We start from the raw sequence: 13,940 nt of genomic DNA, 5'->3' as shown, positions 1-13,940 counted from the left end.
AGACAAGTTTATAGTGCAATAGAATCGTTGGGAACACCGTCAAGATCGCGCAGGTCTGACTTTAATTCTTCTATCAATTGCTCTTGAAGATCGTCGACATAAGACTTTTCATTGAGCTGGCCGTTAAGGTCATCAAATGCTCTTATGATATCGCCATAATATTCTGTGTACAGTTCTTCTGGTTTGTTTGTGTAACCTAAAAAGGACGCATAGCGATTTAATCTGGTTTCCAGTACCAAAATTCTTGAGCGAATAGGTTGGTTGTCAAATTCTGGACTCATATTCTCGCGTAAATTATGAGCGAGAGTTGCTAATCGCTGGGTAGCTTCAACGCTGTGATCGTAATTTTCAAATGCTGTTTGAAAAGTGGTGTAGGCTTCCCATTCTGACGCCAGCCTTTGAGCATCACCTATTAAGGCGATCTCTGTTTCTGCAAACTGAATTTCTGAAACTTTGACTTTTTCCTGATCAGGCGCACTGCGTTCTTCTTCCTGACAGGAAATCAAAAGAACACTAAGCAACAAGAAAATGAAGTAACGCATATACCAGCCAAAATTAAACAAAAAAACACCGCTTTACAGCGGTGTTCTCTAGGGTGTACTAGGGATATTATTTTTGATCCATTTCTTCATCGTATTCTTCACGGGCATCGCGGTAACGCTCTTCAGTGGTTTTGCCACTGTCTAGGTCGTTCACTTCTTCAAGATATTCCTCGATGGCGTCTTCCTTATTTTCTACATATTTCTTGCGAGCTCTTGCAACTTCATCTGCCAGATCATCATAAGCTTCACCTATGTTATTTAAGTAACGATTCATTTTTCTATCGCTCACATTAGATTCAGTAGATAATTCTTCAAAATCACTTATCTCTCTGTCTACATCATCCACAGCTCTGCGTACTCTTCTCAAGTTCAGGTAATCAGGAATCGAGTTTTTGAGCGAGTTAAAGTCAGTTCTTAATTTCTGAACTGCTGTCATCTTGTTTGCAGTATTCGCATTTTCAAGAGAAGTAATGTCTTTATCAACTGTAGAATAAACTGTCCAGCCTTTAATATTGGTAACATTACCATCCTGATCGACAGTCACAGATTCTTCAAAGTCACGCTGCATGGTTCCTGCATCTTCCTGACTGTATGAAACAGTTCTGGTCATGGGCTGCTCTTCCTCAACCTCAACAACGGTTTCTGTCTCCATGGCGTTTTCATCCATGACATCATCCATGTCTTTCTTTTCCTCTTTACAGGCTATTAATGCTGTTGCAGCTAGAGCCATGATGAAAATTTGCTTTTTCATAATTATTCCTTTTAATAATGGAAAGGCCAAAAGTACTTTACTTTCAAATGTTAAATACATAAATTATTATTAATGAATTATACTTTTAATTTATATAATCATGAATAATTAAGTTAATACTGGATGTTATGATGTTTGATGTGTTCTCGCTTTCGCGAAAGCGAAATATCAAAGGATCTTCACAACATAGACAGCAGGCTTGTTAGTGTCCACTATATTTGCAATAAACTAATCTTACCGAATGTCGGGAAAAATTCTAGTCATAGGTGCCAGCGGGCAGATAGGTGCAGAGCTCACCATGAAGTTGCGGTCTATTCACGGCAGTGAGAATGTGATTGCTGCAGATATCAGAGAAGGAAGTGAGGAACTAACTAAGTCTGGACCGTTCGAGATTCTTGACGCCACAGACAGAGAAAAAGTGGGTGAAGTTTGTAGGACTCGAGATATACAAGACGTTTATCTAATGGCGGCGATGTTGAGTGCCACTGGGGAAAGATTCCCGGACAAGGCCTGGAAGCTAAACATGGATTCATTGTTCATTGTTCTGGATCTTGCCAAAGAAAAAGTTATTCAAAGGATTTTCTGGCCATCGAGTATTGCTGTTTTTGGCCCAACAACTCCTAAGATCAATACGCCGCAGCATACGATCATGGAACCCACCACGGTTTATGGAATCAGTAAACAAACCGGTGAGCGCTGGTGCGAGTACTATCATAAAAAATATGGAGTTGACGTGCGCAGCATACGCTATCCAGGCTTAATTTCCTGGAAGACTTTACCAGGTGGCGGTACGACAGATTATGCAGTGGACATCTTTCATAAAGCTATTGAACATAAAAGTTACACCTGTTTCTTATCTGCAGGTACTGCCTTGCCCATGATGTATATGCATGATGCTATTAGAGCGACGGTTGATTTGATGGATGCACCGGCAAGTCAAATAAAGGAGCGTTCTTCTTACAATTTGAGCGGTATGAGTTTTACACCACAAGATATAGCTGATGCTATAATTCAGCACATTCCAGAATTCACTATAAATTACGAGCCTGATTCAAGACAACAAATTGCAGATAGCTGGCCTAGCTCTATAGATGATACTCCAGCACTTGAGGACTGGAACTGGAAAGCAGCTTATGATCTCGAGGCTACCGTTAGCGAAATGCTGGAACATCTATCCTAGAAAAGCGCGAACCCAATACCATATTATTATATTTACACCTTCTTATTAAATTACAATTATGTCATTTTCATCATTATTTGAATCTGGAGAAAGCGCCAGAAATAAAAGTCATTTTGCAACGATCGTATCGCTAGCTCAGTCTGCTGGATTGAAGGAAGAAGAAAAAGTCATGTTACTGCGATTCAAGAGTGTGCTTGACATTTCTGATTCTAATTATGAGGAAATAATGAAGAATCCTCATAGTTATCCTGTGACGCCACCTAATACTAGTGAAGAGCGCATCCAGTGGTTGCACGACTTGTTCAAAATCGTTTTTGCAGATAATCAATTAGATGAAGCAGAGCACAAATTATTACGCAAGTACGCAACGGCTATAGGTTTCAACGAGGCAGATGCAGAATATCTTGTGGAACGTTCTATAGAAATCTTTAGCGGTCACCTCAACCTTGAGGACTATAGATATCTCTTGAACAAAAACCGATAATCACACCATCCTATTAAAAACGAAAAGAGCTTTTTCAACTGGAAAAGCTCTTTTTGTTTTTGCTTATTGCAAGTCTTATTGATTTGCTTTCGCGATAAATTCTTCAGCTTTTTCTACCATTTTACGGCTGCCGCAAATAAATGGGACGCGTTCGTGCAGTTCAGTTGGTTTTAACTCCATAATGCGTGTTTTTCCATCACTGGCTTTTCCGCCAGCTTGCTCCACGATGAATGCCATAGGATTGCATTCATAAAGTAATCTAAGTTTCCCTTTTGCTGCTTTGGAACTTTTGGGATACATATAAATGCCGCCTTTGATCATGTTGCGGTGAATGTCACTTACCAGGCTACCTATGTAACGGCTAGTATACGGCCTGTCACCTTCTTCCTTCTGGCAATATTTGATGTAATCCTTAATACCTTGTGGGAAATGAACGTAGTTCCCTTCATTGACACTATAAATGTGGCCTTCTTCAGGAAACTTCATGTTGGGATGTGATAGATAGTACGTTCCTAGCGCTGGATTAAGTGTAAACCCATTAACTCCATGGCCAGTCGTATAAACTAACATGGTAGAAGTTCCATAAACGATGTAACCAGCAGCGACCTGTAAATTTCCAGGCTGCAGGAAATCATCGACGGTAACTGGTGTTCCTAATGGCGTAACTCGACGGTATATAGAAAAAATAGTACCTACTGAAACATTCACATCAATGTTAGAGCTGCCGTCCAATGGATCGATCAACACCACATATTTATTTTTATGATCACTATTGCTCCCGGCAATAGTTATAAAATCTTCATTTTCTTCACTAGCAATACCACAAACAATCTCTCGATTGGTAAGTGTTTGTATGAATACATTATTGGCAAAAACATCAAGCTTTTGCTGGTCTTCACCTTGAGTGTTGATTTCACCAGCACTACCCGTGATATCTACAAGTCCAGCTTTGTTGACCTCATGATTAACCATTTTTGCCGCTAGGCGTATGGAATTTATAAGTCTGGAAAGCTCACCGCTGCTATAGGCAAACTCACCTTGATTTTCAATGATGAATTCTCCTAGGGATTGGTTGATACGTGCCATGAAAGATTTTGGTTTCCACAAATATATAGGCTAGCGGTCACTATAACGTTATCGTATGTTACTTTTTGCGTTGAGGTTAAGGCCTCTAATAAATTTTGACTTTTCTTTGTGGTCATGATACATGTACGCCCAGCCAGAAGTGATGATTATCTCAGAGTTTTAGAGCTCATCACAGAATTAGCCGTTTTTGAAAAAGAACCAGATGCCGTTGAAGTTACCGTTGAAGAATTACAAAAACACGCAGCATCAAATCCGCCGTTGTTCAATTGCTTTGTTGGAGAATACGATGGTAAGATAGAAGGTATTGCCTTGTGCTATCCGCGATTTTCTACATGGAAAGGCAAAACAATCCACCTGGAAGATTTAATCGTTACAGAAAAGATGCGTGGCAAAGGTTTAGGCAAAGCGCTGTACGACCGTGTACTGACGCACGCTCAAGAACAAAAAGTTAGAAGAGTAGAATGGGTTGTACTGGAATGGAATAAGAATGCCGTAGAATTTTATGAGAGTACCGGTGCCACGATCGTGCCTGGATGGCATCTCGCACAAATGGACGGACGATCACTAGCAGAATATTTAGGAAAATGAGAATTTACAAATTTGGAGGAGCATCAGTCAAAGATGCTGATGGAGTGCGCAACGTGACCAAGGTTTTGAAAACTATGGGAACGCAAAACCTGGGAATTGTAGTTTCGGCGATGGGGAAAACCACCAATGCGCTAGAAGCCGTGATTGCTAGTTATGAATCACACGACAACAAATACCTCAATCTTATCGATCACTTGCAGGAACAGCACCTGGAGATTATTGAAGATCTAGAAAAGAAGGTTGATGGAGTTGATGATGGTTGGGTAGTTCGCTTTCGCGAAAGCGATATCAAAAAAGACCTCAAAGCAATTATAGAATCTTTGAAAGGCGAGATGCTGCGCAACAAAAGCCGCAATTATAGTTTTCTTTATGATCAAGTGGTGAGCCATGGTGAATTGATGTCCACCAAAATTGTTGCTGCATACCTCAACGCTTGCGATATACCTGTGATATGGAAGGATGCGCGCCAGCTCATTATGACTGATAACAAATATCGTGATGCCACCGTCGACTGGGAACATACTGAAGAGCAGATCAAAAAAGAATGTAGCCATGAGCTTTTTATCACTCAAGGTTTTATAGGATCTGATGAGAATGGCTTTACCACGACTTTAGGTCGAGAAGGTAGTGACTACACGGCTGCGATTCTTGCTTATAGTCTCAACGCCAGCGAGGTCACGATCTGGAAGGACGTGCCTGGTGTTCTCAACGCAGATCCACGTGTGTTCAAAGACACGGTTTTGTTGTCACAAATACCATATGATGAGGCTATTGAATTGGCCTTTTATGGTGCCAGCGTTATTCACCCTAAAACGCTGCAACCGTTGCAGGAAAAAAACATACCGCTCAACGTTAAGTCATTTATTGATCCCAAAGCAGATGGATCCACCATTACTTCCAGCGAGAGTCTTGTACCTACAACGCCTTGTTTTATCGTACGGAAAAACATGGTGTTCTTACGTATCGCCTCTAGGGATTTTAGTTTTATAGGTGAGAAAAGCATCTCTAAGATATTTGATGAACTAAGCGAGAACAAGATTCAAGTAGGCTTATTGCAGAATAGTGCGATTAGTTTTTCCCTTTGTGTTGAGGATAAATATGCCAAGATTGAAGAGCTACTGGAAGGTCTTCAAAAAGACTTTAAGGTAAGCCACGTTAGTGGTGTGTCGCTTTACACAATTCGTCACTATGCAGGTGACACCATCAAAGAAATGGAAGATGGCAAGAATGTTCTTTTGAAACAACGTACCCAGGAAACGCTCCAACTGGTCGTTAGTGAATGATGCATTTGCGTTGTGTTATATTTGTTCGAGAACCTAGCAATTAATTTATGAGTCTGGTAAATGCAAATGAAGTAGCAAAGGCAATCCATATTGACAAATATGGAATGCTGGGACGATTGGGTGGCTGGTCACTCATGAAGTTGCTACGTATTTCCACGCTCAATAAAATCTACAACCGCAACAAGGATAAACAGGGAACGGCATTCCTGGATGCAATTCTTGACGATCTCAAAATTGATTTTGAAATTCCTGAGGATGACCTCAAACGTATACCTAAAACTGGAGGTTTTGTAACTATATCAAACCATCCGCTGGGTGGTGTGGATGGAATATTATTATTGAAGCTGTTACTGGACAGACGGCCGGACTTTAAAATCATAGCAAACTTTCTGTTGCATCGCATTGAGCCTTTGAAGCCCTATGTGATGCCAGTGAATCCCTTTGAAGATCATAAGGACGCAAAATCTTCCACGGCTGGATTCATGCAGGCGATGCGCCATTTGAAAAGTGATTTACCACTTGGAGTATTTCCTGCTGGCGAAGTGTCTACCTATCGCGACGGAAAACTGGTGGTAGATAAACCATGGGAACCAAGTGCGATGAAATTGATACAACGAGCTGAGGTGCCGATCATACCTATTTACTTTCATGCAAAGAATAGTAAATTATTTTATAGGCTTGCTAAGATCTCTGACACGTTCAGAACAGCAAAATTACCATCAGAACTTCTCACTCAAAAAAACCGAACTATCATCGTTCGTATAGGTAATCCCATCAATGTAGCTTCCCAAAAAGAGCATCCTACGTTGGATGAGTTTACAGAATTTCTAAGAAAGAAAACCTACTTATTATCAAAGGCATACGATAAGGAAACTGTGAGTTTAAGGGATCTTCCCAAAAACATAAAATTACCTAAAGCGCCACCTAAAAAAATTATAGATACTGGTGATGCTTCTAAAATGATCAAAGAAGTTGATCAACTGCGCGCCGATGAAAAAAGACTTCTAGTTTCAAAAAACTATGAAATCTTTCTTGCTAAGGCAGATAAAATCCCCAACATTCTAAGGGAACTAGGGCGACTGCGTGAGATTACTTTCAGACAGATAGGAGAAGGAACAAATAAGTCTATTGACTTAGATAAATACGATCAATACTATCATCACATGTTTTTGTGGGACAATGAGGCTAATTGCATAGCAGGTGCCTATCGCATGGGAATGGGTGAAGAGATTTACAAGAAATATGGCATTGAAGGTTTTTACTTGAATGAGCTCTTTACCATTGATACGGATGCTCACAAAATGATGTCTCAAAGTATTGAAATGGGTCGTGCTTTTATTATTCCAGAATACCAGCAAAAACCGATGCCTCTATTTTTGCTCTGGAAAGGAATCGTGCACTGCACGTTGAGGTTTCCCAGCCATAAATTTTTAGTTGGTGGTGTGAGTATCAGCAATAAGTTCTCCAATTTTTCAAAATCCCTCATGATTGAGTTCATGAAATCAAATTATTACGATCCATATCTAGCTCAATTCATCAAGCCTAAAAAAGGTTTCAAAGTACAATTGGAAGATGCCGATAAAGACTTCATTTTTGACGCCTCAGAGGCTGATTTAAACAAGTTTGACAGACTCATTGACGAGTTGGAACCCAATGAATTGCGGCTACCGGTATTGATTAAAAAATACGTAAAGCAAAATGCTAAGGTGGTTGCCTTTAATGTAGATCCGTTATTTAATAATGCGATTGACGGGTTGATGTACATACGCATTGCAGACATTCCTGAAAGCACGGTAAAACCAGTGATGGAAGAATTCCAGGCAGAAATGGAAGAGAAATACTTCAAGTCAACAGATGATGCCGCTGCTAAGGAGTAAGATAATCTCAAATTTCCTATGGGTTGCTGGCTTCCTGTTGTTCGGTGTTTCAAGCGCTTATTCTCAACAACAGCTTATTGAAGGAACCATCATTGATGCCGCTACTAAAGAGCCGCTCATGGGCGTTGGCGTTTATTTATCGGGAACTTCTACAGGTGTTGTTTCTGGTCCAGATGGTGAATATTCCATAAAGTACGATGTGGAAATGAAGGCGCCTTTAGTCTTTGCTTATTTAGGATACGAAAAGCGAACGTTTGAAAATCCGTTACAGGTTGATTTGAAACTGGTACAGCTCCAGCAACAGGAAAATGAATTGGATGCTGTTGTTATAAATCCTGATCCATGGGATCGAGAGACAAAAGAGCGACTATTTCTTGATTACTTTATTGGGATAAGAAGTCTTGAGAATTGTGAGATTCTGAATTTAGACGATATACGATTGCGCTTCAATACAGATTCCAAACAAATGACTGCGACCAGTCGCAACCCCATCATCATTGTAAATAAATACCTAGGATATAAAATCAAATATGACTTGGTTGAATTTGAGATCAACTTTAAGTTTTTCAAACCAACTGTTGGCATCGAACGCGTTTTTGAAGTAGAGCATGCGAGAGAAAACTATCTAGCAGAAAACTCATTTGTGTCTGGAACATCTTTTTACCAAGAACTGGAAAGCGATAAACCAAACGAACGCAGAAGGATCAGGCGCAGAGAAAAAGCGTTCAAAATATCCCAACTCTTACTCTACAGATCCTTCATCAATAAAACACTGACTGAAAATAAATTTGATCTATTTCATAAAGGCTTTAAGGTCAATCCTGCAGATCATTATAGAAGCACCGTAGAGAATGGTGTTTACAGATTGACCTTTAGAAATCTTAAATATTCTATAGTGGATCGTGATAATCATCAAACAGATCTATTCTTATCTAGTAACTATATTTTCATGGATTCATTTGGAAATAACTTATCTCCTAGAGAGATGATGACATCAGGTTACCTGCCGCAATTGGGAGTAGGCGGTATGCTGCCTTTGAATTATAATCTTGACAAATAAAAAAGTCGCCCAGTAAGCGACTTTTAAAATTTGTTTTCTACTTTTTTAAAACCAAGGTTTTCTTCCTACTTGATAAGTTTGATAAAATTCTTCATCAGATTTTGTGAGGTAAATAATGCCTTCTATGATACCAATAATACTTCCTACACCACAAGTCACTACACTGAAAACCAATTGAATAATCCCAGCTTGAGTGTAACCCAATATGAACTTGTGTATACCAAAATATCCCAGGAAAATAGCCAGTAATCCGGCTAGTACTTTTTTGTTTTCCTGGCTGTTGACCATGTCATTGACGCCACGCTGGAAATCACTAGCTGCTTCTTTTGCAGATTGTTTTGCTTCGTCAAAACCGTCATTACGTTTTGTGCTATCGTAACCTTCTGTACTCATGTTATTTGATTTTTAATTGGTTGAAATAAAAGTACACTATTTTTCAAATAACGATTCGTTAGCTGGTTCCCATAATTCGACTTTCCTACCATCTGCATCAAGAATCCATGCAAATTTGCCGTAGTCAAATTCTTGCGCCTCTCCAATTAATTGGACTCCACTTGATTTAAGTTCGGCGATTAATTGATCTAGGTTTTCAACCCTATAGTTGATCATGAACTCCTGTTTTGAAGGATCGAAATAATCGGTTTCTTTTTTGAAAGGACTCCATTGCTGGCTCATTTTATTATCGGGTAGATCGACGTCGCGGTTCCAGAACGTATGACCGTATTCATCATGCTTAATTCCCAGATGCTTTTGATACCATTCTTTAGTTGCCTCTACATCATTGCACTTAAAAAATATGCCGCCTATTCCCGTAACTTTTTTCATGATTTCAAATGTTTGATCATTTTATCTGCAATGACTTCAGCAAGTTTATACTTGGACTCAACCGTCCAACCACCCACATGAGGGCTTAATATGACGTTATCCATCTGCATCAGTTTTTTGAGAGCTTCTGGCATATCGCTTTCGCGAAAGAGTGATTCAAACGAACTTTTCTCATATTCCAAAACATCAAGTCCAGCACCCAACACTTTACCACTTTGCATGGCTGCGACAAGATCTGCAGTCACCACGGCAGATCCTCTAGCTGTATTTATCAGGTAAAAAGGTTTTTTGAACGCAGCTATAAAACTTTCATTTACCATAGCTATGGTGTCAGGAGTTTGTGGTGTGTGCAAGCTCAAGACATCAGCTTTTGTTTGTAACTCTTCTAATGAGACTTGGGTCGCATTTTCATCGCCTACATTCTTTTTTATATCATGGCATAAAACGGTACAATCGAAGCCTCTCAATTTTTTTGCAAAGGCTTTTCCCATGTTACCATATCCTATGATACCAACCGTTTTACCGTCAAGTTCAAGACCACGATTGCCTTCACGATCCCAGATTCCTTGTCGCACCTCACTATCTGCTTTATTTAACTTGTTGAAAAGAGATAATAACATCCCAAGTGCATGTTCACCTACCGCGTTGCGATTACCTTCAGGAGCGTTGAAACAGGCAATACCCAATTCCTGCGCAGCTTCTAAATCTATGTTCTCTAGTCCAGCGCCTACACGACCTATACATTTGAGATGAGTAGCCTTGGATAAAAATTCTTGATCGATTGGGAATCTACTACGTACCACAAGCCCGTCATAATTAGAAATTACTTTTTCTATGTCGCTTTTCCTAGATGTGTAATCATGGTGATTATCAAAACCTGAAGCCGATAGCTTTTCTTCAAGAATATCATGATTGCTGTCTAAATGGAGAATTTTCATAAAGTTCATTTTAATCAATAATCTACATCATTGAGTTCGCGCTGGTAATCGTATTGTAGATCTTCATGAAGCGTGGAGATACGCACCTTTATGAGGACGATCTGTCTCTTGACAATATCCCGTACAATTTTGTTGCTCATCAATTTAGGATGTGTTTCCTGTAGACTTTTGCAGAAATGAATCAATATCGCTACTTCGGTTTCTTTATTACCTGAATACCTAATGAATTTCTTAGTCTCTTTAAGGATGCGACGTATCGCTTTTTTAGCATAATAGCCATTGCTGGTATTGATCTCCAGCAGTTTCTCGTCAATGTGAGATTTGATGGTCTGGATATAATCCTCTTCATGATGCGCCTCAAAAAGCAAGTAGGATAACAGTTCCTTATTTTCCTTTTTGAAACGGGAAAGCCTCAGGACAATCTCGCGCAGTTCGGTTTCTGTGCGGTCCTTCAGTTCATCGCGTATTTGTTTTGCCGTGGCAGCTTTCATGTAGTGAAGATAATGGGAATTAGGTTTTCAAACCAGAATAGGAGCAGCGTTGACGTTTATTTACAATTAGACCTTTATGTCGAACTCCTTTGATTAAAGTTACCTGAAATCTTCGGTTGGAAATTTAGAAACAGCCTGTTAGGAATTTAATAAGTTTCCAAAATCTAATTCTTAAAAAAGAGCGTTAAAATGAGTTCGCTTTCGCGAAAGCGAGACCATCACACTAAATACCTATAATCACTTTTGCGAGCATAAAATAAATCAAGATCCCGCAAATATCATTGCTGGTTGTGATAAATGGACCAGTGGCGAGTGCCGGGTCGATACCGCGTTTATGAAGGATAATAGGAACTGATGTGCCTATCAAACCAGCCACAATAATCACAACAAACAAGGCCGTAGAAATAGCAGCGGAAACCAATAAGTCACCTTTAGTAAAATAAGTATATCCATAAAGTAAAATACCCAGAATCAAACCGTTGAGCATTGCAAGTAACACTTCTTTAATCAAGCGATTCCCAATACTTCCCTTCAAATCATCATTAGCAATTCCCTGCACAATAATCGCGCTGGATTGTACACCTACATTTCCTGCCATGGCCGCAATTAAAGGCGTGAAGAGGAATAGAATGGCATGCTGTTCCATTAGTGGCTCAAAAAGGCCCATGATAAATGCGGCGCCTATACCACCAAAAAGTCCCAAAACCAACCATGGTAATCGTGCTCTGGTAAGTTCCCAGATGCTATCATTTGCCTCAACGTCCTGTGAGATACCAGAGGCGAGTTGGTAATCCTTTTCGGCTTCTTCTGTGATGAAATCTACAATATCGTCGATGGTGACACGACCCACGAGTCTGTCCAATTCGTCCACTACGGGAATGGCTTCTAGGTCATACTTACGCATGATGCGCGCCACTTCTTCTCCGGTTGTGTTGACCGTTACGTAGTCAACTTTAGGAATATAAACTTCTTTGATTGGAGTATTCTCTGCACTTGTTAGAAGGTCTTTCAAAGAAAGGCGTCCTTTGAGTTTCTGGTTGTTATCGACTACATAAATAGAATGAACCCGAGTCACATTTTCGGCTTGTGCGCGCATCTCGCTCACACAACCGGTAACGGTCCAGTTCTCGTTGACTTTTACGAGTTCTTTGGCCATCAATCCACCAGCGCTATTATCATCATAGCGCAATAGGTCCACGATGTTTTCCACGTGTTCCTCATCTGCCATGGCGCTTATGATCTCCTGCGCTCGCTCGTCAGAAAGTTCGTTAAGGATATCTGCGGCATCATCAGTATCCATTTCTTCCAGCTCGTCTGCGATTTCTTGAGGTGACAATGCACCTAAAATGCGATCACGCTGATCTTCATCCAGCTCCATCAGAGCTTCTGAAGTGGTCTCGCTGTCCAGCAATTTGACCACAAATATGGCCGCTTCCAGATTGAGGTCGTCGATGATCTCTGCAATGTCTGCAAAGTGCAAGTCTTCCAAAATCGATTTTACCTGACCAGCCTCATTCTGATCAATCAGTTGCTGCAGGTCGTCAATAAAATCTTCTGTAAGTTGGAATTGCATAGAAATAGAAAGGGTTACTTATCCACAAATATAATTGGATTCCCGATAGGAACTAAGAATTGGATTTTAAGTTGAAATTTTCACTATAGCTAATTACAACGTAATGGAATCAACTAGAATAAAAAGTACTGGAGCTAGAATTATTGGAATGAATCCAGCACTATGAGTTGGCCAGTTGCCTTAATTCTTTGATTGTTTTTTCTTGATCAGCAGACTTGAATACGTAGCTACCAGCCACAAGAACATCTGCGCCGGCATCAATGAGTTGCTTGGCATTTTTATCAGTCACGCCACCATCAATCTCAATTTGTGTAGACGCACTTTTACTTTTGATCAATTCTTTCAATTCTTTGACTTTGTCATAGGTATTCTCGATAAAGCTTTGCCCGCCAAAACCAGGATTTACACTCATCACACAAACCAGATCAATATCTTTGATCGTGTCCTTCAAATGATCAACACTAGTATGCGGATTAAGCGCCACACCAGCTTTCATACCGTTAGCCTTAATGTTTTGGAGCGTGCGGTGCAGGTGCGTACAGGCTTCAAAATGAACGGTAAGAATATCACAACCTAGATCTGCAAAGGTCTTTACATATCGATCTGGATCAACGATCATCAAATGACAATCGATGGTTTTAGTGGCATGCTTTACTATGTCACGCAATACAGGCATCCCAAAAGATATATTAGGTACAAAAACACCGTCCATAATGTCGATGTGGAACCAGTCTGCATCACTACGATTCAACATTTCACAGTCGCGTTGCAGGTTAGCAAAGTCAGCGGCAAGAACAGATGGAGCAATAAGTTTTGACATAATGAAGAGTGTTTTTGCAAAGATAAAAGTTCTGTAAACCCTTTACCGAATCTTATCTTTATAATATCCAAATAAATGAAACCTATGGCTTCACGACCTGAATCACGCTCTTACATTAATAAATTGAACATCGCCTCTATGGCGGTATTGCTCGTGATATTAGTATTCTTCTTCATGAAGGATACGTTTCCTTTCCAAACCCAAAAATGGATTTATTTAGTTTTAGGAATAGCTCTCATAGGCGTTGATATTCTGAGAATAAGAGAGGTTTATCGGTTAGGCCAGCGCAAACTTTTAGTCGTGCGTGTTATAACGTTGACCTTAGTCATTGGTTTTGTAGGTTACTGGATATATTTACATTTCTTGTAGTGGTTTACGCTTTCGCGAAAGCGAACTTATTACAGTATTTCCTGCATTCTTTATAAAATGCAATGATTTTTAT

At 39.9% G+C, this 13,940-nt stretch carries 16 protein-coding genes; 7 read left to right on the top strand and 9 right to left on the bottom strand.

The annotated features are described in order from the left end of the window. Window positions 1-8: 8 nt before the first annotated feature. On the bottom strand, window positions 9-542 hold the full coding sequence (locus tag BLO34_RS09540; RefSeq protein ID WP_090754796.1) for a hypothetical protein: 534 nt from the start codon (window positions 540-542) through the stop codon (window positions 9-11). Between the two features lie 67 nt (window positions 543-609). After that, window positions 610-1,293 (bottom strand): hypothetical protein, encoded by a 684-nt coding sequence (locus BLO34_RS09535; RefSeq protein ID WP_090754794.1) that lies wholly within the window; start codon window positions 1,291-1,293, stop codon window positions 610-612. Between the two features lie 241 nt (window positions 1,294-1,534). On the opposite strand from BLO34_RS09535, the gene BLO34_RS09530 reads away from it, so the two are divergent. Together BLO34_RS09530 and BLO34_RS09525 are read left to right on the top strand one after the other, a co-directional pair. Next, the gene (locus BLO34_RS09530) at window positions 1,535-2,473 is read left to right on the top strand and encodes an NAD-dependent epimerase/dehydratase family protein (protein ID WP_090754791.1); all 939 of its coding nucleotides are present in this window, start codon (window positions 1,535-1,537) and stop codon (window positions 2,471-2,473) included. A gap of 58 nt (window positions 2,474-2,531) precedes the next feature. Then, window positions 2,532-2,957: a TerB family tellurite resistance protein gene (locus BLO34_RS09525; RefSeq protein WP_090754789.1), complete on the top strand. Its 426-nt coding sequence runs from the start codon at window positions 2,532-2,534 to the stop codon at window positions 2,955-2,957. Window positions 2,958-3,032: 75 nt separating this feature from the next. On the opposite strand, the gene fbp is transcribed toward BLO34_RS09525, so the two are convergent. Continuing rightward, window positions 3,033-4,043, bottom strand: coding sequence for a class 1 fructose-bisphosphatase (gene fbp, locus BLO34_RS09520; RefSeq protein WP_090754787.1), 1,011 nt, complete (start codon window positions 4,041-4,043; stop codon window positions 3,033-3,035). Window positions 4,044-4,157: 114 nt separating this feature from the next. Here fbp and BLO34_RS09515 point away from each other — a divergent pair, with 114 nt between their 5' ends. The 4 genes from BLO34_RS09515 to BLO34_RS09500 are packed head-to-tail and all read left to right on the top strand — an operon-like array spanning window position 4,158 to window position 8,851. Next, window positions 4,158-4,631 (top strand): GNAT family N-acetyltransferase, encoded by a 474-nt coding sequence (locus BLO34_RS09515; RefSeq protein WP_090754785.1) that lies wholly within the window; start codon window positions 4,158-4,160, stop codon window positions 4,629-4,631. After that, on the top strand, window positions 4,628-5,914 hold the full coding sequence (locus BLO34_RS09510) for an aspartate kinase (protein WP_090754783.1): 1,287 nt from the start codon (window positions 4,628-4,630) through the stop codon (window positions 5,912-5,914). Before BLO34_RS09515 ends, BLO34_RS09510 begins: the two co-directional genes overlap by 4 nt. A gap of 47 nt (window positions 5,915-5,961) precedes the next feature. After that, window positions 5,962-7,791: a GNAT family N-acyltransferase gene (locus BLO34_RS09505; RefSeq protein ID WP_090754780.1), complete on the top strand. Its 1,830-nt coding sequence runs from the start codon at window positions 5,962-5,964 to the stop codon at window positions 7,789-7,791. Further along, window positions 7,769-8,851: a carboxypeptidase-like regulatory domain-containing protein gene (locus BLO34_RS09500; protein WP_090754778.1), complete on the top strand. Its 1,083-nt coding sequence runs from the start codon at window positions 7,769-7,771 to the stop codon at window positions 8,849-8,851. The genes BLO34_RS09505 and BLO34_RS09500 overlap by 23 nt, the downstream gene beginning before the upstream one ends. 45 nt (window positions 8,852-8,896) lie before the next feature. On the opposite strand, the gene BLO34_RS09495 is transcribed toward BLO34_RS09500, so the two are convergent. The 6 genes from BLO34_RS09495 to rpe form a co-directional block, all read right to left on the bottom strand. Beyond that, window positions 8,897-9,244 (bottom strand): TM2 domain-containing protein, encoded by a 348-nt coding sequence (locus tag BLO34_RS09495; RefSeq protein WP_090754776.1) that lies wholly within the window; start codon window positions 9,242-9,244, stop codon window positions 8,897-8,899. Window positions 9,245-9,280: 36 nt separating this feature from the next. After that, window positions 9,281-9,676 carry a VOC family protein gene (locus tag BLO34_RS09490; protein ID WP_410503920.1) on the bottom strand — a complete coding sequence of 132 codons (396 nt, stop codon included), beginning with the start codon at window positions 9,674-9,676 and terminating at the stop codon, window positions 9,281-9,283. Continuing rightward, window positions 9,673-10,614: a 2-hydroxyacid dehydrogenase gene (locus BLO34_RS09485; protein WP_090754772.1), complete on the bottom strand. Its 942-nt coding sequence runs from the start codon at window positions 10,612-10,614 to the stop codon at window positions 9,673-9,675. The genes BLO34_RS09490 and BLO34_RS09485 overlap by 4 nt, the downstream gene beginning before the upstream one ends. A gap of 14 nt (window positions 10,615-10,628) precedes the next feature. Then, window positions 10,629-11,105, bottom strand: a complete 477-nt coding sequence (locus BLO34_RS09480; RefSeq protein ID WP_090754771.1) for a hypothetical protein — start codon at window positions 11,103-11,105, stop codon at window positions 10,629-10,631. A gap of 223 nt (window positions 11,106-11,328) precedes the next feature. Further along, window positions 11,329-12,678 carry a magnesium transporter gene (gene mgtE / locus BLO34_RS09475; RefSeq protein ID WP_090754769.1) on the bottom strand — a complete coding sequence of 450 codons (1,350 nt, stop codon included), beginning with the start codon at window positions 12,676-12,678 and terminating at the stop codon, window positions 11,329-11,331. Window positions 12,679-12,838: 160 nt separating this feature from the next. Then, window positions 12,839-13,501 carry a ribulose-phosphate 3-epimerase gene (gene rpe, locus BLO34_RS09470; protein WP_090754767.1) on the bottom strand — a complete coding sequence of 221 codons (663 nt, stop codon included), beginning with the start codon at window positions 13,499-13,501 and terminating at the stop codon, window positions 12,839-12,841. A gap of 81 nt (window positions 13,502-13,582) precedes the next feature. On the opposite strand from rpe, the gene BLO34_RS09465 reads away from it, so the two are divergent. Beyond that, entirely contained in the window at window positions 13,583-13,867 is a 285-nt protein-coding gene (locus BLO34_RS09465) for a hypothetical protein (RefSeq protein WP_157686758.1), read from the top strand. The last annotated feature ends 73 nt before the right edge of the window (window positions 13,868-13,940 follow it).

Origin of the sequence: Nonlabens sp. Hel1_33_55 (assembly GCF_900101765.1) — a bacterium.
GTDB lineage: Bacteria > Bacteroidota > Bacteroidia > Flavobacteriales > Flavobacteriaceae > Nonlabens.
Note: the sequence above shows the minus strand (reverse complement) of the source record. Positions and strands in the feature narration are given on the sequence as shown.

What these genes read in the sequence shown, in the direction of transcription:
- mgtE (WP_090754769.1), bottom strand. Translation starts at nt 12,678, where the DNA reads ATGCAATTCCAACTTACAGAAGATTTTATTGACGACCTGCAGCAACTG.
- BLO34_RS09480 (WP_090754771.1), bottom strand. Translation starts at nt 11,105, where the DNA reads ATGAAAGCTGCCACGGCAAAACAAATACGCGATGAACTGAAGGACCGC.
- BLO34_RS09485 (WP_090754772.1), bottom strand. Translation starts at nt 10,614, where the DNA reads ATGAAAATTCTCCATTTAGACAGCAATCATGATATTCTTGAAGAAAAG.
- BLO34_RS09530 (WP_090754791.1), top strand. Translation starts at nt 1,535, where the DNA reads ATGTCGGGAAAAATTCTAGTCATAGGTGCCAGCGGGCAGATAGGTGCA.
- BLO34_RS09510 (WP_090754783.1), top strand. Translation starts at nt 4,628, where the DNA reads ATGAGAATTTACAAATTTGGAGGAGCATCAGTCAAAGATGCTGATGGA.
- fbp (WP_090754787.1), bottom strand. Translation starts at nt 4,043, where the DNA reads ATGGCACGTATCAACCAATCCCTAGGAGAATTCATCATTGAAAATCAA.
- BLO34_RS09465 (WP_157686758.1), top strand. Translation starts at nt 13,583, where the DNA reads ATGGCTTCACGACCTGAATCACGCTCTTACATTAATAAATTGAACATC.
- BLO34_RS09505 (WP_090754780.1), top strand. Translation starts at nt 5,962, where the DNA reads ATGAGTCTGGTAAATGCAAATGAAGTAGCAAAGGCAATCCATATTGAC.
- BLO34_RS09525 (WP_090754789.1), top strand. Translation starts at nt 2,532, where the DNA reads ATGTCATTTTCATCATTATTTGAATCTGGAGAAAGCGCCAGAAATAAA.
- BLO34_RS09540 (WP_090754796.1), bottom strand. Translation starts at nt 542, where the DNA reads ATGCGTTACTTCATTTTCTTGTTGCTTAGTGTTCTTTTGATTTCCTGT.
- BLO34_RS09535 (WP_090754794.1), bottom strand. Translation starts at nt 1,293, where the DNA reads ATGAAAAAGCAAATTTTCATCATGGCTCTAGCTGCAACAGCATTAATA.
- BLO34_RS09495 (WP_090754776.1), bottom strand. Translation starts at nt 9,244, where the DNA reads ATGAGTACAGAAGGTTACGATAGCACAAAACGTAATGACGGTTTTGAC.
- BLO34_RS09500 (WP_090754778.1), top strand. Translation starts at nt 7,769, where the DNA reads ATGATGCCGCTGCTAAGGAGTAAGATAATCTCAAATTTCCTATGGGTT.
- BLO34_RS09515 (WP_090754785.1), top strand. Translation starts at nt 4,158, where the DNA reads ATGATACATGTACGCCCAGCCAGAAGTGATGATTATCTCAGAGTTTTA.
- BLO34_RS09490 (WP_410503920.1), bottom strand. Translation starts at nt 9,676, where the DNA reads ATGAAAAAAGTTACGGGAATAGGCGGCATATTTTTTAAGTGCAATGAT.